The 26,468-nt window shown below is 65.3% G+C and carries 21 protein-coding genes and 1 tRNA gene; 12 read left to right on the plus strand and 10 right to left on the minus strand.

What is annotated here, in order from left to right; genetic code table 11:
* Positions 1-180: 180 nt before the first annotated feature.
* From B8W69_RS00465 to B8W69_RS00475, 3 genes are all read right to left on the minus strand, one after another.
* Positions 181-2,343: a bifunctional DNA primase/polymerase gene (locus tag B8W69_RS00465; RefSeq protein WP_085288012.1), complete on the minus strand. Its 2,163-nt coding sequence runs from the start codon at positions 2,341-2,343 to the stop codon at positions 181-183.
* Positions 2,340-3,146 (minus strand): phage antirepressor, encoded by an 807-nt coding sequence (locus B8W69_RS00470; protein ID WP_085288013.1) that lies wholly within the window; start codon positions 3,144-3,146, stop codon positions 2,340-2,342. The genes B8W69_RS00465 and B8W69_RS00470 overlap by 4 nt, the downstream gene beginning before the upstream one ends.
* Positions 3,147-3,207: 61 nt before the next feature.
* Positions 3,208-3,405: a helix-turn-helix transcriptional regulator gene (locus B8W69_RS00475; RefSeq protein WP_085288014.1), complete on the minus strand. Its 198-nt coding sequence runs from the start codon at positions 3,403-3,405 to the stop codon at positions 3,208-3,210.
* Positions 3,406-3,450: 45 nt separating this feature from the next.
* Between B8W69_RS00475 and B8W69_RS00480 the strand changes: the two genes are divergently transcribed.
* Positions 3,451-3,996, plus strand: a complete 546-nt coding sequence (locus B8W69_RS00480) for a helix-turn-helix domain-containing protein (protein WP_085288015.1) — start codon at positions 3,451-3,453, stop codon at positions 3,994-3,996.
* A 7-nt stretch (positions 3,997-4,003) separates the two neighbouring features.
* Positions 4,004-5,236, plus strand: coding sequence for a tyrosine-type recombinase/integrase (locus B8W69_RS00485; RefSeq protein WP_165762525.1), 1,233 nt, complete (start codon positions 4,004-4,006; stop codon positions 5,234-5,236).
* A 5-nt stretch (positions 5,237-5,241) separates the two neighbouring features.
* Here the strand turns inward: B8W69_RS00485 and B8W69_RS00490 are convergent.
* Positions 5,242-5,325, minus strand: a tRNA-Tyr gene (locus tag B8W69_RS00490).
* Positions 5,326-5,394: 69 nt separating this feature from the next.
* Here B8W69_RS00490 and B8W69_RS00495 point away from each other — a divergent pair.
* The 4 genes from B8W69_RS00495 (at position 5,395) to B8W69_RS00510 (ending at position 10,484) form a co-directional block, all read left to right on the plus strand.
* Positions 5,395-5,886: a YajQ family cyclic di-GMP-binding protein gene (locus B8W69_RS00495; RefSeq protein WP_065055770.1), complete on the plus strand. Its 492-nt coding sequence runs from the start codon at positions 5,395-5,397 to the stop codon at positions 5,884-5,886.
* A gap of 108 nt (positions 5,887-5,994) precedes the next feature.
* Positions 5,995-7,506 (plus strand): flavin-containing monooxygenase, encoded by a 1,512-nt coding sequence (locus tag B8W69_RS00500; RefSeq protein ID WP_085288016.1) that lies wholly within the window; start codon positions 5,995-5,997, stop codon positions 7,504-7,506.
* Between the two features lie 188 nt (positions 7,507-7,694).
* Positions 7,695-8,720, plus strand: coding sequence for an NAD(P)H-dependent glycerol-3-phosphate dehydrogenase (locus tag B8W69_RS00505; protein WP_085288017.1), 1,026 nt, complete (start codon positions 7,695-7,697; stop codon positions 8,718-8,720).
* Positions 8,721-8,963: 243 nt separating this feature from the next.
* A complete protein-coding gene (locus B8W69_RS00510) occupies positions 8,964-10,484 on the plus strand; it encodes a SulP family inorganic anion transporter (protein ID WP_085288018.1) in 1,521 nt (506 codons plus the stop codon).
* 115 nt (positions 10,485-10,599) lie between these two features.
* Here B8W69_RS00510 and htpX read toward each other — a convergent pair whose 3' ends face one another.
* Together htpX and grcC1 are read right to left on the minus strand one after the other, a co-directional pair.
* On the minus strand, positions 10,600-11,463 hold the full coding sequence (gene htpX / locus B8W69_RS00515) for a zinc metalloprotease HtpX (protein WP_085288019.1): 864 nt from the start codon (positions 11,461-11,463) through the stop codon (positions 10,600-10,602).
* Positions 11,464-11,567: 104 nt separating this feature from the next.
* Positions 11,568-12,575, minus strand: a complete 1,008-nt coding sequence (grcC1, locus tag B8W69_RS00520) for a nonaprenyl/(2E,6E)-farnesyl/geranylgeranyl diphosphat synthase (protein ID WP_085288312.1) — start codon at positions 12,573-12,575, stop codon at positions 11,568-11,570.
* 22 nt (positions 12,576-12,597) lie between these two features.
* On the opposite strand from grcC1, the gene menJ reads away from it, so the two are divergent.
* Together menJ and B8W69_RS00530 are read left to right on the plus strand one after the other, a co-directional pair.
* A complete protein-coding gene (gene menJ / locus B8W69_RS00525; RefSeq protein WP_085288020.1) occupies positions 12,598-13,836 on the plus strand; it encodes a menaquinone reductase MenJ in 1,239 nt (412 codons plus the stop codon).
* A gap of 113 nt (positions 13,837-13,949) precedes the next feature.
* Positions 13,950-14,360, plus strand: coding sequence for a DUF732 domain-containing protein (locus B8W69_RS00530; RefSeq protein ID WP_085288021.1), 411 nt, complete (start codon positions 13,950-13,952; stop codon positions 14,358-14,360).
* 7 nt (positions 14,361-14,367) lie between these two features.
* Here the strand turns inward: B8W69_RS00530 and B8W69_RS00535 are convergent, their stop codons facing one another.
* Entirely contained in the window at positions 14,368-15,060 is a 693-nt protein-coding gene (locus tag B8W69_RS00535) for a demethylmenaquinone methyltransferase (RefSeq protein WP_085288313.1), read from the minus strand.
* 56 nt (positions 15,061-15,116) lie between these two features.
* Between B8W69_RS00535 and B8W69_RS00540 the strand changes: the two genes are divergently transcribed.
* Complete coding sequence (locus tag B8W69_RS00540) at positions 15,117-15,941, plus strand: SDR family oxidoreductase (protein ID WP_085288022.1); 825 nt, start codon at positions 15,117-15,119, stop codon at positions 15,939-15,941.
* Here the strand turns inward: B8W69_RS00540 and B8W69_RS00545 are convergent.
* Positions 15,938-18,607 carry an ATP-binding protein gene (locus B8W69_RS00545; RefSeq protein WP_342744661.1) on the minus strand — a complete coding sequence of 890 codons (2,670 nt, stop codon included), beginning with the start codon at positions 18,605-18,607 and terminating at the stop codon, positions 15,938-15,940. The two genes, B8W69_RS00540 and B8W69_RS00545, sit on opposite strands and share 4 nt — an antisense overlap.
* A 141-nt stretch (positions 18,608-18,748) precedes the next feature.
* Here B8W69_RS00545 and B8W69_RS00550 point away from each other — a divergent pair, with 141 nt between their 5' ends.
* Positions 18,749-18,940, plus strand: coding sequence for a CsbD family protein (locus B8W69_RS00550; protein WP_085288023.1), 192 nt, complete (start codon positions 18,749-18,751; stop codon positions 18,938-18,940).
* A gap of 42 nt (positions 18,941-18,982) precedes the next feature.
* On the opposite strand, the gene B8W69_RS00555 is transcribed toward B8W69_RS00550, so the two are convergent.
* Positions 18,983-22,153, minus strand: coding sequence for an ATP-binding protein (locus B8W69_RS00555; RefSeq protein WP_085288024.1), 3,171 nt, complete (start codon positions 22,151-22,153; stop codon positions 18,983-18,985).
* 202 nt (positions 22,154-22,355) lie between these two features.
* On the opposite strand from B8W69_RS00555, the gene B8W69_RS00560 reads away from it, so the two are divergent.
* Positions 22,356-23,843 carry an FAD-dependent oxidoreductase gene (locus B8W69_RS00560; RefSeq protein WP_085288025.1) on the plus strand — a complete coding sequence of 496 codons (1,488 nt, stop codon included), beginning with the start codon at positions 22,356-22,358 and terminating at the stop codon, positions 23,841-23,843.
* A gap of 197 nt (positions 23,844-24,040) precedes the next feature.
* Entirely contained in the window at positions 24,041-25,324 is a 1,284-nt protein-coding gene (locus tag B8W69_RS00565) for a cytochrome P450 (protein WP_085288026.1), read from the plus strand.
* On the opposite strand, the gene B8W69_RS00570 is transcribed toward B8W69_RS00565, so the two are convergent.
* Complete coding sequence (locus B8W69_RS00570; RefSeq protein ID WP_085288027.1) at positions 25,298-26,452, minus strand: glycosyltransferase family 4 protein; 1,155 nt, start codon at positions 26,450-26,452, stop codon at positions 25,298-25,300. The genes B8W69_RS00565 and B8W69_RS00570 overlap by 27 nt on opposite strands.
* Positions 26,453-26,468 lie beyond the last annotated feature (16 nt).

Genomic DNA, 26,468 nt, shown 5'->3' on the forward strand with positions numbered 1-26,468 from the left:
GTGGGAAACGTGAACGGGTGTCGTGATTGTTTCTGTGAACGATGCGTGATCGTTCTAACTGCACCTGTGCCAAATCCGTGATGGTTCATGACCGGTTCGTGAACGCTTCCGTGATCGAAATCCTGCATGAACGCTCTACCAGCGGTTTTGCAGAATTCGTGATCGCTGTGTGAACGGTGGTCATGTCGCAACCCAACTCGTTGCAGTGCCACCGGCCGAACCTCCGGTGGTACCCGGATTACATCTGAGGCTGCCTTCGGCCGCGTGGGTGTTCAACTGGCGGCGGGCCTTCTCGATCTCGGCCCTGTTCGGATCGGTGGTATCGAACATGACTACAGCGAGATCCTTGGCGGTGATGCCCTTGTCGCCTGCTTCCTTAGCGAGCGCCACCGGGTCGGTGCTCGACCGGATCGAGATGATCCCGCTGCCCTCGTCGTGCGAGAGCATCAGTGGGCCGACCTCCTGCGCGGGCTGCTTGAGGTGACGGAAACCCACGAGAGGGTCCCCCGGCTGACCATGGAGCAGAATTACAGAACCGGCTCCGGCGGTCAGCCACGCGGAACCGTAGACGTCGCTAAGGCCCGGCACGGCAGGCAGCCGCTTAACGAGGTGGTGCAGTTCAACCAGCTGGATATCGCGGTTGAGAAGGGTCTGGCGAGCCCGGTTGTATCGGGCGCCGCCGTCATCGTCGGCCAGATTCAGGGCAGCGTCTTTGAGTGAATCGAGGTACACCACCGAAGCACCAGCATGCTCGGCCAGTTCAGCCAAAAGCTTTGGGTTACTTGCGATATCGCCTGGCGGTGGCCCTTGCCAGATCATCAGGCGATCCCGCAGCACGTCGCGATGGTAATCCTTGAACTGTCGGTGTAGTGATCGGGCGATCTGCGCGGGGCGGTCCATCGCCAAGTACAGGATCTTGCCGTCCACCGGCGCCACCAGCAGGTCTAGGACGTGCTCCGCAATTCTGCCCTTACCGCCGAAGATTCTGCCCATACCGCCGAGCTGGGCGCCGATGAGCATTCCCGCCAGTGTGGTCTTCCCAAGGCCTGGTAACCCGCAGATCATCAGCGACTCGCCTTCAGGCCACAAGACTTGCTGGCCGCTACCCCACAACGCCGGGATCTCGTTGGGCACGTCCAGGATGAACGATGCACCGTCGGTGAAGGCCCAGGGATCACCAGATCCCTCGTCACCGTTGGCTTGCACGGTGATCTGTGACGGCAAGGAGGCGGCCACCAGGGCAGCTGCGCCCTCGGTGAAGCGCAGGAACTCGGCCTTGGCCACCACCTCGGGCCGAGTGTCGGTGACCTCCAAAACGTATGCGTCACAGAGCTGACGCAGGGCGCCAGGCACCCCGACGCGTCCCACAGCTGCAAGACGCATCAGAGCGCCAACGTGATCGCGAGCAGTGTCATAGCGGCTAGCGGTTCCCTCAGTCAGGTCGACCATTGCCCGATCCAGTTGTGCCGCCACTACGCGATCTGGCGGTGATCCGTTGTCGGGCAAGGCAATCAGCTGTTGGTACAGCTCCTCGTTGATGTTCTCGCGGTGTGCGGTGGTGCGGTTGGGTGCTGAGCCATCAAAGACCTCTTCACGCACCGCATCCCGGGTTAGCTCCTCAACCCATTTCGCTGGCAGCTCGGGCAGATCCCGCACTTGGGGCACGACACCCTCGGCTAGCAGCCCCCCGTCAGGCCCATACCACCGGTACTGCCCTCCGTTGGGATGAATCGACGGATAGGCGGTGATATGGCGGTGATGGGGCTGGACGATGTCGATGTGCCCAATCCCGAGATCATCGAATTTGATACCAGTCCGGAAGACCACACCCTCGGGCACTCGGTAGACGAGGATACCGCTTTTGTTATCCCCGCCACGAGAGCTACTGCGGTAGGTGGGCGGTAAGGGGCCCCAGAGCTTTTCGGCCTCTTCAAGGGTGCGACCGCCGGTCTTTTCAGCGTAGGCATCCACATCGATGCCGATCACGCCGTGGTTGACCCTCAGCATCAAGTTGGCGTCAGCGGGCTGATCCTTGATCCATGCGGCGATCTGCGGGTCAGTGGGCCAGGCGCCGTCATAGCCGGTGAAACCTGCGAGATGTGGAACCTTCTCTCGTGGCCGCAGCGGCAGCACACCCAACCAGCCAGCATCTCGATAGAGCTGAGCTGCATACCCGTAGCCGAGGACAACGGTGCCTTCCTGACCAGAACCCTGATCGGAAGCGTGTTTTTGGTCCTCGGATTCAGCTTTCGCGGCTTGGTCGTCGGCGCCATCGGCACCCGGACGGCTCGTATGCTCGGCTTCCGCAGGACCTCCCTCGGCGGTCGGAGCGATCGGGGTCACGATGCCGCCGCCAAGTCCAGCTGGCCGGTACCACCGAGGCGCTTATGCAACTCCGCCAATCCCTTTGGCGTGATGCGAATTGTCGGTTCGGGCGCGACGTACTCGCCTCGACCCTCATGCCAGAACTGTCTTCCAACCTTCTCAACCAGACGTTCGTTGTCGACCTGGTTCTGGTAGGCACGCCAACGTCCGTTTCGACCGCGATAGATCCAGTTCTCCCCCGACATGAAGGAGAACAGGCGATCCCGGCCAATGCGGATGTTCGGGTCGCGTGAGAGCACCTTCGCGGCGTCGGCGACTTCGTAATCACCGGCAGCCTCCGCAAGCTCAGACCATGCGGCAGCCGGGCCCTCGAGCTCCCTTGCACGAGCCTCGGCTTCAGCGCGGGCCTTGGCCTCCACCACTGCCCGCTGCTCAGCTTCAACGAGACGAAGGGCGTACTCGAGCGGCGTCAGTCGCTCAACCTCAGGCTGGCCGTAGCTGCCGGTGCGCCGGAGCTCCGGCAGCACATCATTGGTAATCCAACGACGGAATGCCACAGCTTCTGGCTTATCCGAGCGAATAACCACCTCATACATGCCGGGCTCGGACACGATGATGGCGTTCTGCGGGCGGCCGAGACTGTCTGAGATGGGGTACGTCTGCCGTACCCCATCGTCAAGTCTCTCCGACACCTGCGCTGGGCTACGAGCGAGTCCGAGCACCCGACACAAGTCGGTGAGCACGAACCACGGCTCGCCGTTGATCACGACGACACGCACCGGTTGGCTTTCGAACTCAAAAGGTTGGAGGTCGCCGCTCATGCTGCGCTACCTGCGAAGGTTTCGGCCACCGAGGTCTCGATGTTTCGATGGCTGACCGACATCACGCCTTCGCCCCAGTGCTGCTAGCAGACTCCTGCTCGGCCAGCCACGCCAATACGCTCGACTTCTTCCAGACTCGACGGCGACCTAATTTGAATGAGGCCGGTCCCTGCCCAATACTCGCCCAGTAGCGCCAGGTGCTCGCCCGCGTACCGGTCCACTCCTCCAGGTCGAGCGCGTCCACAAATTCCTGACCCATCGCACGACCTCCTTCCCAATTTCGCAAACCCCCACTTTCGGGGATATGATGAGTGTGCATCACGGTTGCCGTCACGGTCAAACCAGAAAAGAGGGTTTTGCGAAAATGGGAAGACAGAAGTGGACGGACGAGCGTTTCGGGAAGTGGGTGCGAACTCTGCGGGATAGCCGAGGCTGGTCACAAGCAGAGATGGCAAAGATGTTGTCCGACAAAGGAATACAACCGATGCATCCGACAACAGTGGCAAAGATCGAGACGGGCGATCGGTCGGTACGCATTAACGAAGCGGTGGGGATCGCCGACCTGTTCGAGGTCTCGCTCGACTCTCTGCTCGGGCGGGCAAGCGTGACCGAAGGCGGTGACCTGGCATATCGGTTGGGGGCATTGGTATCAAGCGCTCACGAGTCGTATCTGATGGTCGGGCCGGTCATGCGAACGATTCAGGAACCGCTCGACGAACTTCCCGGTGAATTTGAAGGCACACGCCATCTTCGAGACCTCGGCGAAGACGCTTTGAGTCACCTGAAAGCGGCACGAAAGCTGTTAGCGGAGTTAGTATCTGCTTCGAGGGATTCCCTGAAGCGCGAGTAGGTGACGTATGGTGGCGCGCAGGCGCAGGGCCGGTGTCGAGGACCGCTGGACCAAGACGATCCGCGATGAGTACGGAAATACTTGTAGAGTCGCCAGCGCCAACTACGGCAAAGGAAGCCATTGGCGGGCAAGATATGTCGACGACCAAGGGCGAGAGCATGCTAAGGGGTTTGGCCGAAAGACCGATGCAACCAACTGGCTGAACAAACAAGTCAGCGACCTGGTAACGGACAACTGGACCGACCCCGCGCTTTCGGGCGTCACCTTCGGGGTAATGGCCGAGCGCTGGCTGTCCACCAAGGCCACCAGGGCAGCGAAGACTGTCGCCGGGTACCGCAGCCTCCTCGACACGATCGTGCTTCCCAAGTGGGAAGACGTACCGCTGCGCGATATTCAGTTTGATGACCTCCAAGTCTGGATCACCAGCCTGTCGGTCGACGGGTCATCGCGGTTTGAGGGCAAGGGGCTTAGCGCATCTCGGGTACGCCAGGCCCACCAGCTCATCGGCGCCGTCCTTAAGTTCGCCGTCAAGGCCAAACACTTGCCCGCCAACCCGGCCGACGGCATCGAGCTGCCCCGCCTGCCCGAGATCGAGCAGCGGTACCTCACCCACGAGCAACTTCACCGACTGGCGGTCGCCTGTGGGCGATACCGCACTCTTGTTTTGGTCCTCGGGTACTGCGGGCTACGCCTCGGTGAGGCTACGGCTTTGCGTGTGACCAACCTGGATTTGAAGGCCCGGCGAATCCGTGTCAGACGCTCGGTGACCTACGTGCGCAAGGTCGGGCTCGTGGAGGGTGAGACGAAGAACCACACCAGCCGGACGGTGCCAGTCCCCCTCTTCCTTGCGAGGCTTCTTGAAACCGAGATCGCCGACAAAGATGACGCAACACTGGTATTTCCCTCGGCGCGTGACGGTGGCTATCTGACACCGGCCCAGGCGCGCTACGCCTTTCAGAAAGCCACCGCAGCTGTCGATAACTGCGGTGGGGCTCGGCTGCATGATCTGAGGCATACGTGCGCATCCCTCGCGATCAGCGGAGGAGCCAACGTCAAGGTTGTTCAGAGGCTTCTGGGGCACAAGACGGCGGTACTCACGCTCGACCTCTATGGCCATCTTTTCCCCGATGACCTGGACGCCGTAGCCAGCGCTTTCGATGCCGCCGCTACAACTACTGCGGACGCTCTGCGGACGGTCAGGGCCTCTCAACCCCGTGGTGCGGCCAGAAACACCTTCTGACCTGTTGGTGGCAGGTACAGGATTCGAACCTGTGAAGCTTTCGCGACGGATTTACAGTCCGCTCCCATTGGCCGCTCGGGCAACCTGCCGCCAGACAGGTTACAACGAGCGAGTAGACAAAGCACAAACGCCTATCACCGAGTGAAGGGACGGAATGCATGGCGGACTCATCGTTCGACATCGTCAGCAAAGTGGATCGTCAGGAGGTCGACAACGCGCTCAACCAGGCCGCCAAGGAGTTGGCCACCCGATTCGACTTCCGCGGCACCGACACCACAATCGCCTGGAAGGGCGACGAGGCTATCGAGCTGACGTCGTCCACCGAGGAACGCGTCAAGGCGGCCGTCGACGTCTTCAAGGAGAAGCTGATCCGCCGCGACATCTCGATGAAGGCCTTCGACGCCGGCGAACCGCAGGCCTCCGGCAAGACCTACAAGATCAACGGCACCCTCAAGCAGGGCATCAGCAGTGAGAACGCCAAGAAGATCACCAAGCTGATCCGCGACGACGGCCCCAAGTCCGTCAAGACCCAGATCCAGGGCGAGGAAATCCGGGTCACCAGCAAAAAGCGTGACGATCTGCAGGCCGTCCAGGCGCTGCTCAAGCAGGCCGACCTGGACGTCGCGCTACAGTTCGTCAACTACCGCTGACCGCCGCGGTTGGCGCACGCCCTAGCGCGGATTCGCGCGTTACTAGCCCAACCAACCGGTGGGTCTCTAGGCTGGTGACGAGTCCCACAACTTGAGCGAGGTTTCACGATGACCGTGACTCCCCAGGAAGCCGCCGACAGCGGTGCGGCCGAGGCCGGATACTCCGACGTGATCATCGTCGGTGCCGGCATTTCCGGCATCGACGCGGCCTATCGGATCACCGAGCGCAACCCGCACATGACGTACACCGTCCTGGAGCGGCGCGCGCAGATCGGCGGGACGTGGGACCTGTTCCGCTACCCCGGGGTGCGCTCCGACAGCAGCATCTTCACGCTGTCCTTCCCGTTCGAGCCGTGGACCCGCAGAGAGGGCGTCGCCGACGGCGTGCACATCCGCGAGTACCTGGCCGCCACCGCGCACAAGTACGGCATCGACCGGCACATCCGGTTCAACAGCCACGTGCGCTCGGCCGACTGGGACTCCGCCACCGACACCTGGACGGTCACCGTCGAGCAGGATGGCGCACGCAAGCTGTACCGCGGCCGCTTCCTGTTCTTCGGCAGCGGCTACTACAACTACGACGAGGGCTACACCCCCGAGTTCCCCGGCATCGAGCAGTTCGAGGGCACCGTGGTGCACCCGCAGCACTGGCCCGAGGACCTGGACTACACCGGCAAGAAGGTCGTGGTGATCGGCAGCGGGGCGACCGCGGTCACGCTGCTGCCGTCGTTGTCGGACCGCGCCGCGAAGGTCACCATGCTGCAGCGCTCGCCGACCTATCTCATCTCGGCATCCAAGTACGGCGCCGTCGCCGCGATCTCTCGAAAGCTGTTGCCCCGCAAGCCTGCTCATCTCGTCATCCGCATGTACAGCGCGCTGACCGAGGCGGTGTTCTTCGCGTTGTCGCGCAAGGCGCCGGGGCTGGTGCGATGGCTGCTGCGACGCAAGGCGATCAGCAGCCTGCCCGCCGGCTACGACGTCGACACCCACTTCAAGCCGCGCTACAACCCGTGGGACCAGCGGATGTGCCTGATCCCCGACGCCGATTTGTACAACGCCATCACCGCGGGCGGCGCCGAGGTGGTCACCGACCACATCGACCATTTCGACGCGACCGGCGTCGCGCTGAAGTCCGGCGGGCACCTCGACGCCGACATCATCGTCACCGCCACCGGGCTGCAACTGCAGGCGCTGGGCGGGGCCGCGATCAGCCTGGACGGCACCGAGATCAAGACCAGCGACCGCTTCGTCTACAAAGCGCACATGCTCGAAGACGTGCCGAACCTGTTCTGGTGCGTGGGCTACACCAACGCGTCGTGGACGCTGCGCGCCGACATCACCGCCCGCGCCACGGCAAAGCTGATCGAACACATGGCCTCTCACGGCTACACCCACGCCGCCCCGCATCGCGGCAACGAGCCGATGGCCGAGAAGCCGTCGTGGGACATCAACGCCGGCTACGTGCTGCGCTCGGTGCACATGCTGCCGAAGTCGGGCACCAAGCGGCCGTGGAACGTGCGGCAGAACTATCTGGCCGACGCCCTCGACTACCGGTTCGACCGGATCGAGGAGGCGATGGTGTTCGGCCGCGTCGACGACCGGGCGCCGCTGGCCGGTTAGCCCGCCGCCGGCGGCCTCGCCATCACCGACGGCTCGAATCCGTAGGTCGGAAGGTTGCGCCAGTCCCCTTGTCCGACCATCGGACCGAACGGGGTCATCGGCATGGGGTGCAACCCGTCCGCGGCGCGCGCCGCCCCGGCCTCGTGAACTGCTACTAAATCGCAGGTGTCCGCAATACGCTGATCGCCATGGCATCTGAGAAGCGCGAACCCAAAGTCGTTGTCCTCGGTGGCGGTTCCTGGGGCACCACCGTGGCATCAATCTGTGCGCGTCGCGGTCCGACGCTGCAGTGGGTGCGCTCCGAGGCGACCGCCAGCGACATCAACGAGAACCACCGCAACAGCCGGTACCTCGGCAATGACGTCGTGCTGAGCGACACCCTGCGCGCCACCACCGACTTCGCCGAGGCGGCCAACTCCGCCGACGTCGTCGTGATGGGCGTTCCCTCGCACGGCTTTCGGGGTGTGCTGAGCGAGCTGGCCAAGGAGCTGCGGCCGTGGGTGCCGGTGGTGTCGCTGGTCAAGGGGCTCGAGCAGGGCACCAACATGCGGATGTCGCAGATCATCGAGGAGACGTTGCCCGGACACCCCGCGGGCATCCTGGCCGGACCGAACATCGCGCGCGAGGTCGGTGAGGGCTATGCCGCCGCGGCGGTGCTGGCGATGCCGGACCAGCATCTGGCGACCCGACTGTCGGGCCTGTTCCGCACCCGGCGCTTCCGCGTGTACACCACCGACGACGTCATCGGGGTGGAGATGGCCGGGGCGCTGAAAAACGTCTACGCCATCTCGGTCGGGATGGGCTACTCGCTGGGCATCGGGGAGAACACCCGCGCGCTGGTGATCGCCCGCGCGCTGCGCGAGATGACCAAGCTGGGCGTCGCCCTGGGCGGCAACCCCGAGACCTTCTCGGGCCTGGCCGGGCTGGGCGACCTCATCGTCACCTGTACCAGCCAGCGCAGCCGCAACCGGCACGTCGGTGAACAACTGGGGGCGGGCAAGCCGATCGACGAGATCATCGCCTCGATGAACCAGGTCGCCGAGGGCGTCAAGGCCGCCAGCGTGATCATGGAGTTTGCCAACGAATTCGGCCTCACCATGCCGATCGCCCGCGAGGTCGACGCCGTGATCAACCACGGCTCGTCCGTCGAGCAGGCCTATCGGGGCCTGATCGCCGAGGTTCCCGGCCATGAGGTGTACGGCTCGGGCTTCTGAACTGATTGTTTTTACGCCAGGTAATTCAAATCTTTGCGTTCTCTATGGGCAGGGCCCGTCCGCTTGACCGGCCTTTGCCAGCAAAATACCGTCGATAAAGGCGACCAGCGGTTTCCGGGCGCGATCTTGCGGGTCGGCCCGGTGTAATCGTCTGTACGCCAACACGTTACGAAGAGGTAACTAGACGAGACATGGGGCGGATATCGGACATCCCCCGCTAACGCCTAACGAGGGACGCGACCGATGCACAACGTTGACCAGGACCGGCCGCGTACCGATCGGCTGCGCGGCGTCATCCGGCACGACCTGCCGTCATCGCTGGTGGTCTTTCTGGTCGCGCTCCCCCTGTCGCTGGGGATCGCGATCGCGTCCAACGCCCCGGTGCTCGCCGGCCTGATCGCCGCGATCGTCGGCGGAATCATCGTCGGCGCGTTGGGTGGGTCCCCGCTTCAGGTCAGCGGCCCCGCGGCCGGGCTGACGGTGGTTGTCGCCGGGCTGGTTTCCGACTTCGGTTGGGGCATAACGTGCTTGATCACCGTTGCCGCCGGAGTCGTACAGGTTCTGCTGGGGCTCAGCCGGGTTGCGCGCGCCGCCCTGGCGATCTCCCCGGTGGTCGTGCATGCGATGCTGGCCGGCATCGGCATCACGATCGCCCTGCAGCAGGCGCACGTGCTGCTCGGCGGCAAATCCAAGAGCACGGCCTGGCACAACCTCATCGGGCTGCCCGGCCAGATCATCGGCGCGCACCGCCCGGGCGTGATCCTGGGGCTGCTGGTGATCGTCATCCTGGTGGCGTGGCGATGGGTTCCGGCCAAAGTGCGCCGCGTTCCCGGTCCCCTGGTCGCCATCGTGGCGGTGACCGTGATCTCGGTGGTCTTCCCATTCCACGTGCGCCGGATCAACCTCGAGGGGTCACCGCTGGATGCGCTGCAGTTGCCCGATCTTCCCCACGGCAACTGGGGCGCGTTCGCGATCGGGGTGATCACGGTGGCGCTGATCGCCAGCGTCGAGAGCCTGCTGTCGGCGGTGTCGGTCGACCGGATGCACAACGGGCCACGCACCGATTTCAACCGCGAGCTGGTGGGGCAGGGCGCCGCCAACATCGTGTCGGGCACCATCGGCGGGCTCCCGGTGACCGGGGTCATCGTCCGCAGCTCGACAAATGTCAACGCGGGGGCCAAATCCCGCGCCTCGGCGATCATGCACGGCGTCTGGATCCTGCTGTTCACCATCCCGTTCGCCGGCCTGGTCGAGGAGATCCCGACCGCCGCCCTCGCCGGTCTGCTCATCGTCATCGGGATTCAGCTGCTGAAGCCGGCCCACATCGAAACCGCAACGAAGCACGGTGATCTCGCGGTGTACGTCGTGACGGCCGTCAGCGTCATCTTCCTCAACCTGCTGCACGGGGTCATGATCGGGCTCGCGCTGGCCATCACGCTGACCGGCTGGCGGGTGATCCGGGCCAAGATCGAAGCCGCGCAGGTGGACGACGAATGGCGGGTGAGCATCCAGGGCGCGGCCTGCACCTTCCTCACGCTGCCGAGGCTGACGAGGCTGCTGGCGTCGGTTCCGCAGGGCGCGACGGCGACGGTGGCCATCGCGGTGCATTACCTCGATCACGCTGCGCACCAGGCGATTACCGACTGGCAGCAACAGCATGAGGCGACGGGCGGGACGGTCCGCATCCAGGGCGTGATCGAGACGGGGCATCGCGACGCGGACGAACCGCTGGTCGATGCGCACAGGCCCGAGGCAGCAGCGTAATAGGCCTCCGGCTTGACCGTAAGGGGGCACGGTCTCCGAGGACGAGCGCCGTGGCAACGATCAGTCGACGTCGATGCGGATGTGCAAGCGCTTGCCGCACACCTGCGAACTCGGGCTAGCGCCCGGCCATTTCCTCCAGCCGGCGGATACGATCCTCGATCGGCGGGTGCGTCGAAAACAGCGACCCGATCCGCTCGCCCGCCCGGAACGGGTTGGCGATCATCAGGTGTGCCTGGCTGGCCAGCTGGGGCTCCGGCGGCAGCGGGGCCGCCTGGACCCCGCCGGAAATCTTGCGCAGGGCCGACGCCAGTGCCAGCGGGTCACCGGTCAGCACCGCGCCCGATTCGTCCGCCTGGTATTCGCGTGACCGCGATACCGCCAACCGCACCACGGTCGCCGCGATCGGACCGAGCAACGAAACCAGCAGCAGCGCAAAGGGATTCTCGCCATCGCGGTCGTTACCGCCGAACATGCCTGCGAACATGGCTATGTTGGCCAGCGCGGTGATCACCGACGCCAGCGCCCCGGCGATGCACGAGATCAGGATGTCGCGGTTGTAGACGTGCGAAAGCTCGTGCCCCAGCACGGCGCGCAGCTCGCGCTCGGTGAGGATGTCCAGAATGCCGGTGGTGCAGCAGACCGCCGCGTTGCGGGGGTTGCGCCCGGTCGCGAACGCGTTGGGCGCATTGGTGTCGCTGATGTACAGCCGGGGCATCGGCTGGTGCGCGGCGGTAGCCAGCTCACGCACGATCCGGTACATCGCCGGCGCCTGCACCTCCGAGACCGGCTGCGCCCGCATCGCCCGGAGCGCCAGCTTGTCGCTGTTGTAGTACGTGTAGACGTTCATGCCGATGGCGAACAACACCGCGAGGAACATCGCGGTCCTGCCGAACAGCGAGCCGACGAACACGATCAACGCGGACATGCCAACCAACAACGCGAACGTCTTGAACGTGTTGTGATGCGGATGCCAGGTCATCGGTGTCCTCCTTGGAACACTCGGGTGCACGCGTTATAGCCGATTACAGCTCATTGAACGCGCGAGATGGCCCCGTTGGTTCCACAGGGCGCTTGGATGCGGCGCTAGCCGTGCCGGCTGATGGTGTAGTCGACCAGCGTCTGCAAGGCGTGGCGGCCGGGCACGTCCGGCAGCAGGGCCAGCTCCTGGTGGGCCTGCGCCGCGTATTCCTGCAGCGAGTGCTTGGCCTTGGTCATGCCCGGCGATGCCCGCAACAACGCCAGCGCCTCGGCCACCGCCTCGTCGTCGTCGATGGGTCCGACCAGCAGCTCACGCAGCCGCGCGGCCTCGGGGCCTGGTTCGCGCAGCGCGTAGACCATGGGCAAGGTGTGCACGCCTTCGCGAACGTCGGTGCCGGGCAGCTTGCCGGACTCGTGGGAGTCGCTGTCGATGTCGATGATGTCGTCGGAGATCTGGAAGGCGGTGCCCACGATGCCGCCGAGGCGGCTCAGCCGCTCCACCTGATCGGCGTCGGCACCCGAGAACATGGCACCGAACCGGCCCGCGGCGGCGATCAGGCACGCGGTCTTCTCGTACACCACTTTCAGGTAGTGCTCGATAGGGTCGGATCCCTCGACGAACCCGCGCGTCTCACGCATCTGCCCCGTCACCAGCTGGGCGAACGTCTCGGCGATCAGCCGCACCGCCTCGGGGCCCAGCCGGGAGACCAACCGGGAGGCGGTGGCAAACAGGTAGTCGCCGGCCAGGATCGCGACGTTGTTGCCCCAGCGCACGTTGGCGGTGGGGGTGCCACGACGAACCTCGGCCTCGTCCATCACGTCGTCGTGGTAGAGCGTGGCCAGGTGCACCAGCTCGATGACCGCGCCGGCGATGGTCACGTCCACGCTGTCCGGGTCGGGCCCGATCTGCGCCGACAGCACCGTGAACAGCGGCCGGAACCGCTTGCCGCCGGCCTTGAACAGGTGCGTCAGCGACTCGGTCATGATGTCGTCGGCGCTGCGAAATTCCGCTTCCATGAGCTGCTCGATGCGGCCGACACCGTCCCGCACAGTCGCCGCGAAGGCGGGGTCACCGAAGTCAACGCCCGCCACCACCGTCGCCGGAGTACTCACGGGACCAAACATACTGGTGTGCATGAAGACGGCAGCGACCCGAGCCCAAGTGGTGGTCGTCGGCGCAGGGCCCGCCGGTTCGGCGGCGGCGGCCTGGGCCGCTCGCGCGGGCAATGACGTACTGGTCATCGATTCGGCGAGCTTTCCCCGCGACAAGGCCTGCGGCGACGGGCTGACCCCACGCGCGGTCGCCGAGCTGGAACGCCTGGGGCTGCGCGACTGGCTGGACACCCGCATCCGGCATCGGGGACTGCGGATGAGCGGGTTCGGCGGCGAGGTGGAGGTTGATTGGCCCGGCCCGTCGTTCCCGTCGACGGGCAGCGCGGTGGCCCGCTTCGAGCTGGACGACCGGATCCGCAAGGTCGCCGAGGATTCCGGTGCGCGGATGCTGCTCGGGACCAAGGCCGTTGCGGCGCAACATGGTTCATCGGGTCGGGTGACGTCGGTGACGCTGGCTGACGGCACCGAGGTGAGCTGCCGCCACTTGATCGTGGCCGACGGCGCGCGTTCGTCGCTGGGCCGCAAGCTGGGCCGGCGCTGGCACCAGGAAACGGTGTACGGCGTCGCCGCGCGCGGGTATCTGACCACTGCGCGCGCCGACGACCCGTGGCTGACGTCGCATCTGGAACTGCGCTCACCCGACGGCTCCAAGGACAAAGTGCTGCCCGGCTATGGCTGGATCTTCCCGCTCGGCAACGGAGAGGTGAACATCGGCGTCGGCGCGTTGTCGACGTCGAAACGGCCCGCCGACCTGGCGCTGCGTCCGCTGATCGACTACTACACCGACCTGCGCCGCGACGAGTGGGGCTTCACCGGCCACCCCCGGGCGGTGGCCTCGGCGCTGCTGCCGATGGGCGGCGCGGTGTCGGGAGTGGCCGGCGCCAACTGGATGCTGATCGGCGACGCCGCGGCCTGCGTGAACCCACTCAACGGCGAAGGCATTGACTACGGGCTCGAGACCGGGCGGCTGGCCGCGGCGCTGCTGGACTGCCCCGACCTGTCGCAGGTGTGGCCGTCGCTACTGCAGCAGCACTACGGACGTGGCTTCTCGGTGGCGCGCCGGCTGGCGCTGCTGCTGACGTTCCAGCGGTTTCTGCCGTCGACCGGACCGATCGCGATGCGCTCGACGACGCTGATGACCATCGCCGTGCGGGTGATGGCCAACCTGGTCACCGACGACGACGCGGACTGGGTGGCGCGCGCTTGGCGCGGCGGCGGCCGGCTGTCCCGGCTGCTCGACCGCCGCACGCCGTTCAGCTGACCGAGGATCCGGTATCGCCGCAGGTCGGCGCGTTCCGCGGCTCCCAGCGGGGCCGTCGATCGGCGATGGGCTTTCGTCCGCGCACCCCCAGCGAGGCGTGTATAGTCCAGCTAATGAAGGGAACGAGCCTGGCTACTATCGGAGCCGCTGCTGCAATCGCTCTGGCCGCGCTGGCCATGCCGGTACAGCTCTCCGTGCCGGCGCAGGCGGATCCGCCGCCCACGGCGCCGTACCCCACCCCGCGCACGCCGTCGCCCCCGAGCGACTACGACGCGCCGTTCAAGAACACCGTCAACGGCTTCGGCATCTACCAGCCGCAGGACCAGCTCGCGTGGCTGGGCAAGATCACTTGCGACCGCATTGGCAGGGGCGTGGACGGCGACGCGTACAAGTCGGCCACTTTCATCCAGCGCAACCTGCCGCGCGGCACCACTCAGGGCCAGGCGTTCCAGTTCCTCGGCGCAGCCGTCGACCACTACTGCCCGGATCAGGTCGGCTTCGTGCAAGCCGCCGGCAATCACTAGAACTTCTTCAGTGCAACGGTTTGTACCCCGCGTGTAGCGCGACGATGCCGCCGGTCAGATTGCGCCAGCGCACCCCGGTCCAGCCGGCCAGGGTTATCTGCTGCGCCAGCCCCGCCTGATCGGGCCACGCCCTGATCGATTCCGCGAGGTACACGTACGCCTCGGGATTGCTGGACACCGCCCGCGCCACCCGCGGCAGCGCCCGCATCAAGTACTCCTTGTAGACGGTGGCGAACAGCCCGTTGCTGGGCGTCGAGAACTCGCACACCACCAACCGGCCGCCTGGGCGTGTGACGCGGGCCATCTCGCGCAGCCCGGCCTGGGTGTCGACGACGTTGCGCAGCCCGAAACTGATTGTCACGGCATCGAATACGTCGTCGCCGAACGGCAGCCTGGTGGCATCGCCGGCGACCTTCGGAACGTCGCGCGCCGCACCCGCCGCCAGCATGCCGACCGAGAAGTCGGCGGCCACACACCACGCCCCGGACTTTTCCAGCTCCACGGTGGACACCGCGGTGCCCGCCGCGAGGTCCAGCACCTTCTGACCGGGCCCGATGGCCAGCGCCGACCGGGTGGCCTTGCGCCAGTACCGGTCCTGGCCCATCGACAGCACGGTGTTGGTCAGGTCGTACCGGCGGGCGACGCCGTCGAACATCGACGCGACATCCCGGGGATCCTTGTCCAACTCGGCACGACTCACCACAGAGACGCTACCCGTTGCGGAATGAGGCGGCGCCGACGGCGTTGTAGGAGGGCGTGACTGAAAAAGTTTGGTTTATCACCGGTACATCGCGAGGTTTTGGACGGGCGTGGACGATCGCGGCGCTGGAGCGCGGCGACAAGGTCGCCGCCACGGCGCGCAACACGGCCTCCCTGGACGATCTGGCGCAGAAGTACGGCGACGCGCTGCTGCCGATTCGGCTCGACGTCACCGACCGGGCGGCCGACTTCGCGGCGGTCAAGCAGGCGCACGACCACTTCGGGCGGCTCGACATCGTGGTGAACAACGCCGGATTCGGGCAATTCGGGTTTGTCGAGGAGCTCTCCGAGCAGGACGCACGCGACCAGATCGAGACCAATGTCTTTGGGGCACTGTGGATCACGCAGGCCGCGCTGCCCTATCTGCGCGAGCAGGGCAGCGGCCACATCATCCAGGTGTCCTCGATCGGGGGCATCACCGCGTTCCCGTTGGTCGGCATGTATCACGCGTCGAAGTGGGCGCTGGAGGGCTTCTCGCAGGCGCTGGCGCAGGAGGTCGCGCCGTTCGGCGTGCACGTCACGCTGATCGAGCCGGGCGGTTTCGACACCGACTGGGCCGGGGACTCCGCCAAGCACGCTGATCCGATTCCGGCCTACGACGACGTCCGCGCCGCCGTCCAGGCCGAGCGCAGCCGCCGGTGGGCCAGCCCGGGCGACCCGTCGGCGTCCGCCGCCGCGCTGCTCAAGGTGGTCGACGCCGAAAAGCCGCCGCTGCGAGTCTTTTTCGGTGCTTCCCCGCTGGAAACCGCCAAGGCCGACTACGAGAGCCGGCTGCGCAACTGGGAGGAATGGCAGCCCGTCGCGGAGCTGGCGCAGGGCTAGACCTCGTTCAGTTCTGCTCGGGCCTGGTCGATTTGGTCGTACGCGTACGCCACCGTGTCGGCGGTGGTCATCGTCTGACCTTCGCGTGCGAGCGATTCGTAAACGTGGGCGCCGAGGACATCGCGCAGGTGGGTGATCGTCGGGATGAGTTGCGGGTAACTTACTCGCGTGAAGAGACTTTCAGCGAACCCGCTGATGATGGCGGCCTGTTCGGGGTGTCCGAGCCGATCCAACAGGGATACGAGTATTGCCAGCGGGTTCTTTATCAGGGCCGTGTTGCCGGTGTCGTAATAGCGGCCGATCAAAACCGTCAGAGTTTCGAAACATTCGATGGGATCACGGTGGGTAGCCGCAACCAGCAACACCGATGACGCTGACGCCGATTCCATCTGCCGGTTGCCGCTCTCCTGGGCGAGCATCAGGGATCGGCGTAGCGCGTCATATGCCGCCGCGGGGTCAACGTCGTGGTAGGCAAGTCCATGCGCCAATAGCGCGAAGCAGGCCGTAAACGGATTGCGAGTGGCGTCCGCAGCGGCGAGCAGGCCCTGCGATACCGCCCGCGCTTCATCGCCTTTACCTAAGAAGTAGAACGCCATAACCAGACTTGCGCGGGCGATCGTTTGAGGACCTGGCTGTTGTCCAATCACAAGGCTACACAAGTCAACCCATCGCTCGCTCTGACCGGCATGGCTGTACACAATTCCGGTCGAAATTTGCAACTCGTAGGGAACCTCGTCGAAATGGCCGCTGTCGGTCAACTGGAGACTGGCATCGAGATAACCGACGGCGTCGTCCGACCGCCCCACAGCGTGGCACTGCGCGGCGACGACGTACAGCTGCGCAAGCCGCCGGTGGTTCATCCGTCGTACCGATTCGATGATCTCCTCGGCCCACCCGGCGGGCTCGTACTGCTCGGTCAGCAAGCCGAGGAGTGTCGCATAGAAGGCGAGAGCCGTCGCGCTGTCGAGGTCGGCTTGGTCGGCGGCCCAGCGAAAGGCGGTGCGCAAGTTGGCCAGCTCGGTGGTGAACCAGTCGTAGGCCTCACGCTGGCGGGGGCTGTCCCACAGGGCCATGATGTCGGCTTCTTTTGCAGCGAAGTGGCGGGCGTGGGCTGCCCGGATCCCGGATGCTTCACCGCGGGCGACGAGTTGTTCCTCGGCAAACTGGCGGATGGTCTCCAGCATCGAATACCGGGTACGTCCCGCTGACCGGTCGGCGACCAGCAGCGACTTGCGCACCAATGCGTCGAGCAAATTAAGGACGGTAATATCGTCCCAGTCCTCGAATCCTGCTACCGCGCAAGCGCTTTGCAGGTCGAATCCACCGGCGAACACCGAACACCGCTCCAGCAGCACCTTTTCGGTGTCGTCGAGAAGCTCGAAAGACCAGGCGACGGCGTGGCGCAGGGTGTGGTGGCGTTCCAAGGCGCGTCGCGAGCCCACCAGCAGACGGAATCGCTGATCGAGACGATCCCGCACCTCGCCTGCGGTCATCGACGCCATGCGGGAAGCCGCCAACTCGATGGCCAATGGGATCCCGTCTAAACGTCGACAGATCTCAACCACGGCCGCCAAGTCATCAGGTGCGGCCACCGAGAATTGCGAGGCCTCACCTCGGGCGCGTTCGACGAACAGGGCCACCGCAGCAGAGTCGGTGCCTGCGCCGACTTCCAGTGAGGGCACCAGCCACGCTTGCTCGTCGGCGACCCTCAGTCCCTCGCGGCTGGTTGCCAAAATCCGCACCGTGGCCGATTCCGCCAAAATCGCGTCGATCAGGTCGGCCGCAGCCTCCCGCAGATGTTCGCAATTGTCGATCACCAACAACCGGATGGTGCCATCCATTGCGGCGGCCAGCGATTCGCTCACGGTTTTTCCCGGCTGCTGGGCGACGCCCATAGCCGCCGCGACGGCGCCGGGCACCGCCGCCGGATCGGTGACCGCGGCCAATTCGAAAACCCAGACTCCGTCCGGAAATTCGTCGACGAGGCGCCTCGCGACCTCCAACGCCAACCGGGTCTTGCCGACACCACCCACCCCGGTCAGCGTCACCAACCGATGCGCTTTCACCGCTGTTCGCACCTCGTCGAGTTCGGACTCGCGTCCGATGAAGCTGCTGGTTGCCAATCGCAGATTTCCCGCACTCGTATCGAGCGCCCGAAGCGGCGGAAATTCTGTCCGCAGGCCGGGTGCTTGGACCTGAAACACCCGGACCGGCATCGGCAGGTCCCGCAACCGTCGCGGCCCCATATCGACAAGGTCTACTTCGCTGAGCAGACCCGCCGTCGACTCGGCCAGAAGGATCTGACCGCCGTGCCCGGCAGCCATCACCCGCGCCGCCCGGTTGAGCACCGCACCGAAGTAATCGCCCTCGCTTAGCTCGGCCTCACCGGTGGCAATCCCCATCCGCACCGGCAACTCCAGCGCCAGCTGCGCCACCACGGCAGCACCCACCGCCGACCTTGGCGAGGCGAAAGCGGCACACACCCCGTCGCCGGTGTGCTTGAACATGAAACCGTCGTGCGACTCAACCGCCTTGCGCAACACCTCGTCATGTGCGGCAAGAGCCTTCCGCATTGCATCCGCGTCTGATTCCCACCGCCGGGTCGAACCCTCGATGTCGGTGAATAGAAACGTCACCACCCCCGAGGGGGTGGGTACCGCGGACACGCTCACAGGATTTCACAAGGAGCCCACGACCACCCAGCAAAGCGCAAATGACTTTTGGAGGCCGCGGGTCAGCCAGCGTGGCTCGGCAGGAAAAGGGGTAAGCGCTGTCGTACCACTTGAAACCGAATTGAAGGACACGCTATGAGCGGCGCGAATAAGGCCCGAAACAAGGTGCGGCTGGTCACGGGCAAGCTCAAGGCGGCAACCGGCCGCGTCACCAACGACCCGGCGTTGGAAGCTGAGGGCAGGGCGGACCAGCGGGCGGCCCATTTGAGAGATGCCGGCGAAAAGGTCAAAGACGCGTTTCGGCCCCGCCGGCGCCGACAGGTCTAACCGACGAACCCCTCGCGGGATGGCGATTCATCCCGTCATGCATCACGGCAGCGCGGCGGCCCACTTCATGTGTCCCTCGAAGCCCAGTGATGTCGCCATGTCGCGATAGCGATCCCGGTATTCGCAATAGCGGGTCTCATCGCCACGTGCCCGCGCCAGCAATGCCCACATTCGCAACAGCCAGACTTCACATATCACCAGCCCATCTTCGGCTGGAGCGGCGGCTAGCCGCTCAATCGCTGCCTGGGCTTCGGCTATCTCACCCTCGCCGCCGACCTCCAGCAATGTCTCGACTAAGGCGGCGGTGCCTGGATCACTGTGGCCGAACTGCCCCGAACGCAACACCTCCTCGACCGCAGCGCGCAGCACCGGTAACGCGCCCTCACGGTCGCCCCGGCGTGCCGTTTCTCGGGCGGTGTACATGTCGACGGCCCTTACCTCACTCAGATAAAACCGCCCGCTCCGGCACAATTCGCGGACTTTCCCCAGTACCTTCAACCCACGCTCGCGGTCAGCTGAGGATTCCCGATGCATCAGCGCGATCCCCATCGTCAGCGAGATGACCCCGAGCACAAGATCATCGCCCGATTGCTCGGTGATCCCCAGCGCCTCCTCGATGTCGCGCAATGCAGCGTCATCAACCAACGCCACCCCCATCTCCATCGCCCCCGCGTAGGCGAACATGCTGACCATGGCACGGGAAAACGAGTCGGCCCCGCGCGCCATTTCGACGGCCCGGTCGAAGTCCCCCCGCCACCGAGCGTCCCCCAGGGCATACCGGGCAGTGCCACGCATCGCCAAGGCGAATGCCAACGGTGCGCCGATAATGAGATTGCCCTTGGTCGGATCACCGTGAGCCAAGTCGATGACGGTCTGCGAATAACGAAGCGTCTCTCGCATCTCACCAGTGCCGAACTTGCTGGGTGGAATCGTGGAGACGAATCCGATCAGCAACGTCGGGTCGCCGATCGACTCGACCAGCACCGTGAGTTCGGAAGCCACCTGGGACGCTTCCCTTACTCGGCCGTGGATGTAGTGCTCAGGCACCAGCCCGACCATCCCAATCGCCAAGGACGCCTTATCCCCGGCTGCGGTGCATAGTTCCCGCAACTCGTCCAGCCGCTTGGAGATGTCCCAATCCACTCGCCAGCCGTTGCCGCACAACATAGTCCGGGCTGCGATCCGCATCGAGATGCGATCCGGGTCATCGTCGGACAGCGCGTCGGCGATCTGGCGGGCGCGATCCCAACTCACCCACGCCGCGCGAATATCCCGAGTGGCCGACCAGGCCCCGGCGCGCATACGCCAGGCGTAAGCGGCGCGCAGATCGCCCGCCGCTTCGAGGTGTTCGGCGATCAGCGCAGCGTTCTCGTCGGCCGAGGCCGGAGTGCGTTCTTCGATCGCGGCAGCCAGCCGCCGGTGCAACTCGGCACGATCCGATTTGAGCTGCGACTCGTATGCCACCGCGCGGATCAACGGATGGTGAAACACATACTCCGGTTGTCGAGTGAACCTGACCTGATCGATGAGCTGGCCCGCCACCAAATCCGACACCACCGGCTCGGCGACCAGCACAGTCAGCAGGTCGAGGCTAAACCGCGACCCGATCACCGCGGCCGCGCTCAAGCTGCGCTTCGACTCCGGCGAAAGCCGATCAATGCGCGCGGCGATCGTTGCTTGCAGTGTGGCAGGGACTTTCACCTCGGCGGCCTCCGCCGTGGAGACATATCCCCCGAGCGTTCCTTGCAGGACACCCCGTTCTGTCAATTCACGGACGATCTCCTCAACGAAAAACGGTGTACCGGAGGCCCGTTCGGCGATCTTGCGACCCAGCTCGCCGACCGTGGGGTCCGGCCCGAGCAGTTCGAAGACGAGGGCGGCAGTCTCGCTGTCCCTCAACGGCGCGAGGGCTATGGTTTGCGCCCCGGGCACCCGGGCCAACGCACCTCGGTACTCGGGTCGGTACGTGACGATCGTCAGCAGCGGGGTCCGCGGGACCACAGTAAGGAAGTCGGCGAGCATTGATTCGCTGGACCCGTCGATCCAATGGGCATCTTCGATGACATAGACCGCCGGAGTCCGATTGGCCAAAGTCGCGGAATTGACCATGGCGGTCAGGCGCCTTCGGCGTGCGTCGGGATCGATTCGGGGAGGTGGTGCGTCCGAATCCCTGATCCCCAGCAGATCCTCGAAGAGCACGAGGTCCTCCGGCTCGGCGTCGGAGAACGCCTGGCGCCTTATCACTGCGCGGGCGGTTTGCGGCTCAAGTCCTTCGACGCCGGTTGCCTCACGCAGCAACCGCGAGACGACATGGAAAGGGACCTGGCCGGTATGCGACTCGCAGAACGCGGCGTACACCTGCAGGTCGCGCTGAGCGGCCATCGCCGCAACCTCGCGCACCAGACGGCTCTTGCCGATACCAGGGGGCCCCACCACACCCACCACAGCGCCGTGTCCGTCGATGGCCCGCTCCAATAAGCCCTCGACAGCGGACATTTCCCATCGCCGCCCGACCAATTTCGACTCAGCACGCCCGGCAACGCGATGGCCTTCCCCCATGCCCAACAGCCGACGGGCGGGCACCGGCTCATCCACACCCTTGAGCTGAACAAGCGCTGATTCGCCGAGAGTCGCCGCCTTCTCGACAAGTCGGGCGGTCGACGCGCTGAGCATCACGCCACCCCGCGGAGCAATCGATTCCATCCGCTGAGCCATACCGACTTGTTCACCGACCGCGGTGTAACCGAAAGAGCCTGAACCGATCTCACCGGCGATCACCTCACCAGAATTCAGGCCGACCCGCAATTGGAGATCCAGACCGTCGCGCTCTCGGACGTCGACGGCAAGCCGCTTCGCCTCCTCCTGGATACCCAAGGCCGCCATACAGGCACGAACAGCATGATCCTCCAACGCTGCCGGCGCGCCGAACACCGCCATGATCCCGTCACCGGTGAACTTGTCCACGGTGCCGCCGTAGCGTTCGACAACTGCGGCACTACGGCCGACGAGGTCGGCCATGATCTCTCGCAGCCGCTCCGCGCCGACGGTCGCGGCAATGTCCATTGAATGAACAACATCGGCGAACAGGACCGTCACCTGCTTGTACTCGGCCCGGGTTTCGCCGTCGTGGGCTGGGGAACCACATCCGTGGCAAAACCGGGCGTTCTCTAGCGGCGTGGTGCCACACGTCCGGCACGCTGCTATGGCCGCCATCCGACCCTCCGCCACTCCCGACCCCCGGCTCTCCCAGGATAGGCCGGTTGCGGGCCCCACGAGGCGCTGTTGGCTAACCAGCCGGGCGAGATCCAGCAAACCGCCGCGGACGATAGTCGGCATCAATCGAGTAGTCGATTACTCATTCCCGGCAGCGCCGTGTGCACACATAATTGGGACCTCTGCGAGGAAAGGCGGTCCGATGTCCGCACCCCAGTACCCGCCGGTGGAAACCTGCGACGTTTGCATCGTCGGAGCCGGCATCGCCGGGCTGAACGCGCTGTTCGCCGCCAGCCGATACCTGTCCCGCGACCACAAGGTGATCCTGATCGATCGTCGGCCACGCATCGGCGGCATGTGGGTCGACGTCTACCCCTATGTCCGGCTGCACCAACCGCACCCCATGTTCACCGCGGGCAACATCGAGTGGACGCTCGGCAAGGACCGCAGCTACCTGGCTACCAAGGGCGAGGTACTCGACCATTTTCAGCACTGCGTCGACGTGATCAGGGAGCGCGTCCAGGTCGACGAGTACTTCGGCTGGAACTTCGAGTCGGAAGTAGAAGCGAACGGAATCGTGCGGGTCACCGCCAGTGCTGCCGACGGCCGGAGGCTCGTCGTCGAGGCCAAACGATTGATCAAAGCCTATGGCCTGGGCATCACGCCGAACGAACCGCTCAACATCTCCAGCACACGTGTCCATTCGGTGTCACCCGACTACTGCGACGTCCGGGCGGGTGACATCAGGGAAAGCGATGCGCCGGTGTGGATCATCGGCGGCGGAAAGACCGCGATGGACACCGCACACTCACTGATCACCACCTGCCCCGGACGCGAAGTCAACCTCGTCGCCGGCCGCGGCACCTTCTTCTCCAACCGCGACACCCTGTTGCCGAGGGGCACCCGGCGATGGTGGACGGGCACACCGCCAAGCGGCGTCGCCACGCAGCTGAGTCGCCGGTATGACGGCACGAACGAATCACAAGTGCAAGATTGGTACCGCGCCACCCATGGCACGTTCCTGACCCCCCAGGCAGACAACTTCGTGCTGGGTGTGCTGTCCGAGGCCGAGAACCGCACGATCTCCGCCGGGTTGAACGATCTCGTCATGGACTATTTCGAGGATGCAGTCGACCGCAATGGCACGACCGAGTTGGTGTTTCGGAGCGGATCGACCAAGACGATCCAACCGGGCAGCTGGGTCATCAACTGCACGGGATACGTCAAATTCCCCGACGAATACGCGTACGAGCCGTACGTTTCGCCCAGTGGCGCAGTCGTTTCCATCAACGTGCGGTCGGCGATACTGCACTTGCCTGCGTTCATGGGCTATTTCCTGGGGCACCTGATGTTCTTGGACAAGCTCAGTGAGGTCCCGCTCTACGAAATCGATTGGCAGGCACTGCGACAGAAGGCACCCATGGCATTTCCGTACGTACTCTTCGCGCTCGTCCAGCACAACCTCAGCCTGATCTACGACAACGTCCCCAGTCGCGTGTTCAACCAGAACGGCCTCGACTTCGACAAGTGGTACCCACTACCGCGCCGCCTGCCGGGCCTGGCACGGTTCATGCTCACGCATCACCGGGAACGCGAGCGCCAGCGCCGTGTTCTCGACACAGTCCGGGACCGATTCCAAATCCGTTGCGGCCCACTTGGCGCGGAGCGCGTACCCGGCGCCAAGGCGTAGTCACCACACGGCGGCAGACAGTGAGCGAAGACGCGATCATCATGCGCTGCGCGAGCGCGCGCCGGTGGCATGGCACCCGCATACGGGCCATGCGAAAAAGCGTGCAAGACAGGTAGTCGGCTACGCATGTGGTGGGTCCTCGCGCCGATAAAACTTGGTGGTGCAAGCACATAACCGACGACCTATGGGGCACCACCATGACCATCACTGTTGACACGTCGATCTGCCCGAACGTCTTTGATGCCGGCCTTCCGGCGATCAACTATGAGCATTGCCAGAGCCTCGACGAGGCCCACGAGATCATCCGCCAGGCGCGCCAGCAGACCTCGATCGCGATCGGCCCCCACGGTCCGGAGTTGCTGACCTATGAGCTGGTTCGAACGGTACTGCGCGATCCGCGATTTCGCGTACCACAGGGCATGTTCCTTGCCTCCCAGGGCATCACCACCGGCCCATTGTGGGAGCGAATCGCCACGAACCTGATCAGTCTCGACGGGACCGCCCACCACCGTTTGCGCCGGCTGGTGTCCAAAGCCTTCACACCACGGGCCACCGCGCGACTGCACGCGACGATCGTCGAGGTGATCACCGAACTGGTGGACCGCCACACCGCAACCGGGCGCTGCGAGGTGGTCGCCGACATCGCCCGTCAATACCCGATCCCGATCATCTGTGCGCTTCTGGGCGCCCCGGCAGAGGATTGGAAGCTGTTCTCGGAGTGGACAGACGACATCTTCAAGGCCTTCAGCTGGGAGGTCGCGGACCACCAGCGGACCATCTTGGCCGCGTGGGATGAACTCGACGCCTACATCGACGACATGGTGGCGCAGCGACGCCACAGGCTGACCGACGACCTGATCTCTGACCTGATCCGTGCCGAGGACGACGGCGATCGCCTGAACGCCGACGAGCTGCGGATGCTGGCGGCGGGCCTGCTGGTGGCCGGCACCGACACCACCCGCAACCAGCTGGCCGCCTCGGTGCAGGTGTTGTGCGACCGTCCCGACCAGTGGGCCCTGCTGGCCGAGCATCCCGAGCTCGCGGCCAACGCGGTTGAAGAGACCATGCGGCATTCACCGGTCGCGGGCGCCACCCTGCGCATCGCCCTCGAGGACGCCGAGGTCGCCGGAGTGGTAATCCCCGCGGGCACACTGGTTATCGCGAACACCGCCGCGGCCAACCGCGATCCCGCCGTTTACGACGACCCCGACCGCCTCGACATCACCCGCACGGGGGCCCCGGCGATGCAGACGTTCGGCGCCGGTATGCACTATTGCCTGGGCGCCAACCTGGCCCGACTCGAACTCGCCGAAGCTTCGGCGATCATGACGCAGCGCATGCCCAACGCCCGTCGCACCGGCCCCGCTCCGTGGAAGCCCCTCACCGGGCTGAGCGGACCGACCACGCTGCCAATCGAATTCGACCCCGTGGAACCGCAACGCGACGGCCCTCGCTCATTCCCCCAGCGCGTGACGGGTTGACACTAGTTGGCGTCGAACGAACGGCGACAGCACCGCCTCGTAGTGGCCGAGGAGTTCGTCGCAGATGACCGGCCAACTCCGGCCGATCACGCTGCGCCGGGCGGCCAGCGCGTAACGCGACCGTTCGGAGGTCAGGTGTGCGACCGCGTCAGGCAGCCGGGACTCGAACTCGTTGACGGCCAACAGCAGACCGGTTCGCCACGGAGTGACGAGGTCACGTGGGCCGCCGGCGTCGGGGGCAATCACCGGCAACCCCGACGCCAGCGCTTCTTGCACGACCTGACAAAACGTCTCGTGCTCACCGGGATGCACGAACACGTCCATGCTGGCGTACGCCGCGGCGAGTTCGTCGCCGTATAGCGCACCCGTGAAAACCGCTGTCGGCATTGCCGATTGCAGCTTGTCGCGGTCGACACCGTCGCCCACGATGACGACCTGAACCGCGCCGCCGGCGGCCAGCCCGATGAGTCGCTCGACATGTTTCTCCGGCGCGAGCCGACCCACGAATCCGACGATCGGCTTGCCCCGCGGCGACCACTGTGCGCGCAGCGCCTGGTTGCGCGCGGACGGCGCGAACCGCAGCACGTCGACGCCGCGCGCCCACCGGTGCACCCGCGGAAAACGTTGAGCGACAAGCGATTCCATTGTAACGCTGGATGGCGCCAGAGTACGGTCGGCGAGACCGTGCAGATGGCGGAACCAGGCCCAGGCGGCCCGCGCGGTCATCGGAATGCCGTAGCTCGCCGCGAAGCCCGGGACGTCGGTCTGATACACCGCCACCGTCGGCACCCCCAGCCACCGCGCCGCCCGCACCCCGCCGTAGCCCAGCAGCGCCGGCGAAGCCAGATGCACCACGTGCGGATCGAATCCACGCAACACCTTCACCAGCCGGGGTGTCGGCACGCCGAGCGGCAGGGTGGTCACCTTGGGGAACATCCGCGACGGCACCCGGTGAACGCGGATCCCGTCGTAGATGCGATCGGCCCGGGGCTGGCTGGGAGGCGTGTCGGGGGCGATGACGAGGGCTTCGTGACCCGTCCGGCGCAGATGCTCGAGCACCCGGATCACCGAGTTGCTGACACCGTTGACTTCGGGGAGGAAGGATTCCGCGACGATAGCAACGCGCACATCACTACCTTGTCAG

The organism is Mycolicibacterium vulneris, assembly GCF_002104765.1.
In the GTDB taxonomy this organism is placed as follows: Bacteria; Actinomycetota; Actinomycetes; order Mycobacteriales; family Mycobacteriaceae; genus Mycobacterium; species Mycobacterium vulneris.

Bases quoted from the DNA above. Each gene is read 5' to 3' on its own strand.
- B8W69_RS00470 (WP_085288013.1), bottom strand. From the start codon at position 3,146: ATGAGCGGCGACCTCCAACCTTTTGAGTTCGAAAGCCAACCGGTGCGT.
- B8W69_RS00475 (WP_085288014.1), bottom strand. From the start codon at position 3,405: ATGGGTCAGGAATTTGTGGACGCGCTCGACCTGGAGGAGTGGACCGGT.
- B8W69_RS00480 (WP_085288015.1), top strand. From the start codon at position 3,451: ATGATGAGTGTGCATCACGGTTGCCGTCACGGTCAAACCAGAAAAGAG.
- B8W69_RS00485 (WP_165762525.1), top strand. From the start codon at position 4,004: ATGGTGGCGCGCAGGCGCAGGGCCGGTGTCGAGGACCGCTGGACCAAG.
- B8W69_RS00495 (WP_065055770.1), top strand. From the start codon at position 5,395: ATGGCGGACTCATCGTTCGACATCGTCAGCAAAGTGGATCGTCAGGAG.
- B8W69_RS00500 (WP_085288016.1), top strand. From the start codon at position 5,995: ATGACCGTGACTCCCCAGGAAGCCGCCGACAGCGGTGCGGCCGAGGCC.
- B8W69_RS00505 (WP_085288017.1), top strand. From the start codon at position 7,695: ATGGCATCTGAGAAGCGCGAACCCAAAGTCGTTGTCCTCGGTGGCGGT.
- B8W69_RS00510 (WP_085288018.1), top strand. From the start codon at position 8,964: ATGCACAACGTTGACCAGGACCGGCCGCGTACCGATCGGCTGCGCGGC.
- htpX (WP_085288019.1), bottom strand. From the start codon at position 11,463: ATGACCTGGCATCCGCATCACAACACGTTCAAGACGTTCGCGTTGTTG.
- menJ (WP_085288020.1), top strand. From the start codon at position 12,598: ATGAAGACGGCAGCGACCCGAGCCCAAGTGGTGGTCGTCGGCGCAGGG.
- B8W69_RS00530 (WP_085288021.1), top strand. From the start codon at position 13,950: ATGAAGGGAACGAGCCTGGCTACTATCGGAGCCGCTGCTGCAATCGCT.
- B8W69_RS00550 (WP_085288023.1), top strand. From the start codon at position 18,749: ATGAGCGGCGCGAATAAGGCCCGAAACAAGGTGCGGCTGGTCACGGGC.
- B8W69_RS00555 (WP_085288024.1), bottom strand. From the start codon at position 22,153: ATGGCGGCCATAGCAGCGTGCCGGACGTGTGGCACCACGCCGCTAGAG.
- B8W69_RS00560 (WP_085288025.1), top strand. From the start codon at position 22,356: ATGTCCGCACCCCAGTACCCGCCGGTGGAAACCTGCGACGTTTGCATC.
- B8W69_RS00565 (WP_085288026.1), top strand. From the start codon at position 24,041: ATGACCATCACTGTTGACACGTCGATCTGCCCGAACGTCTTTGATGCC.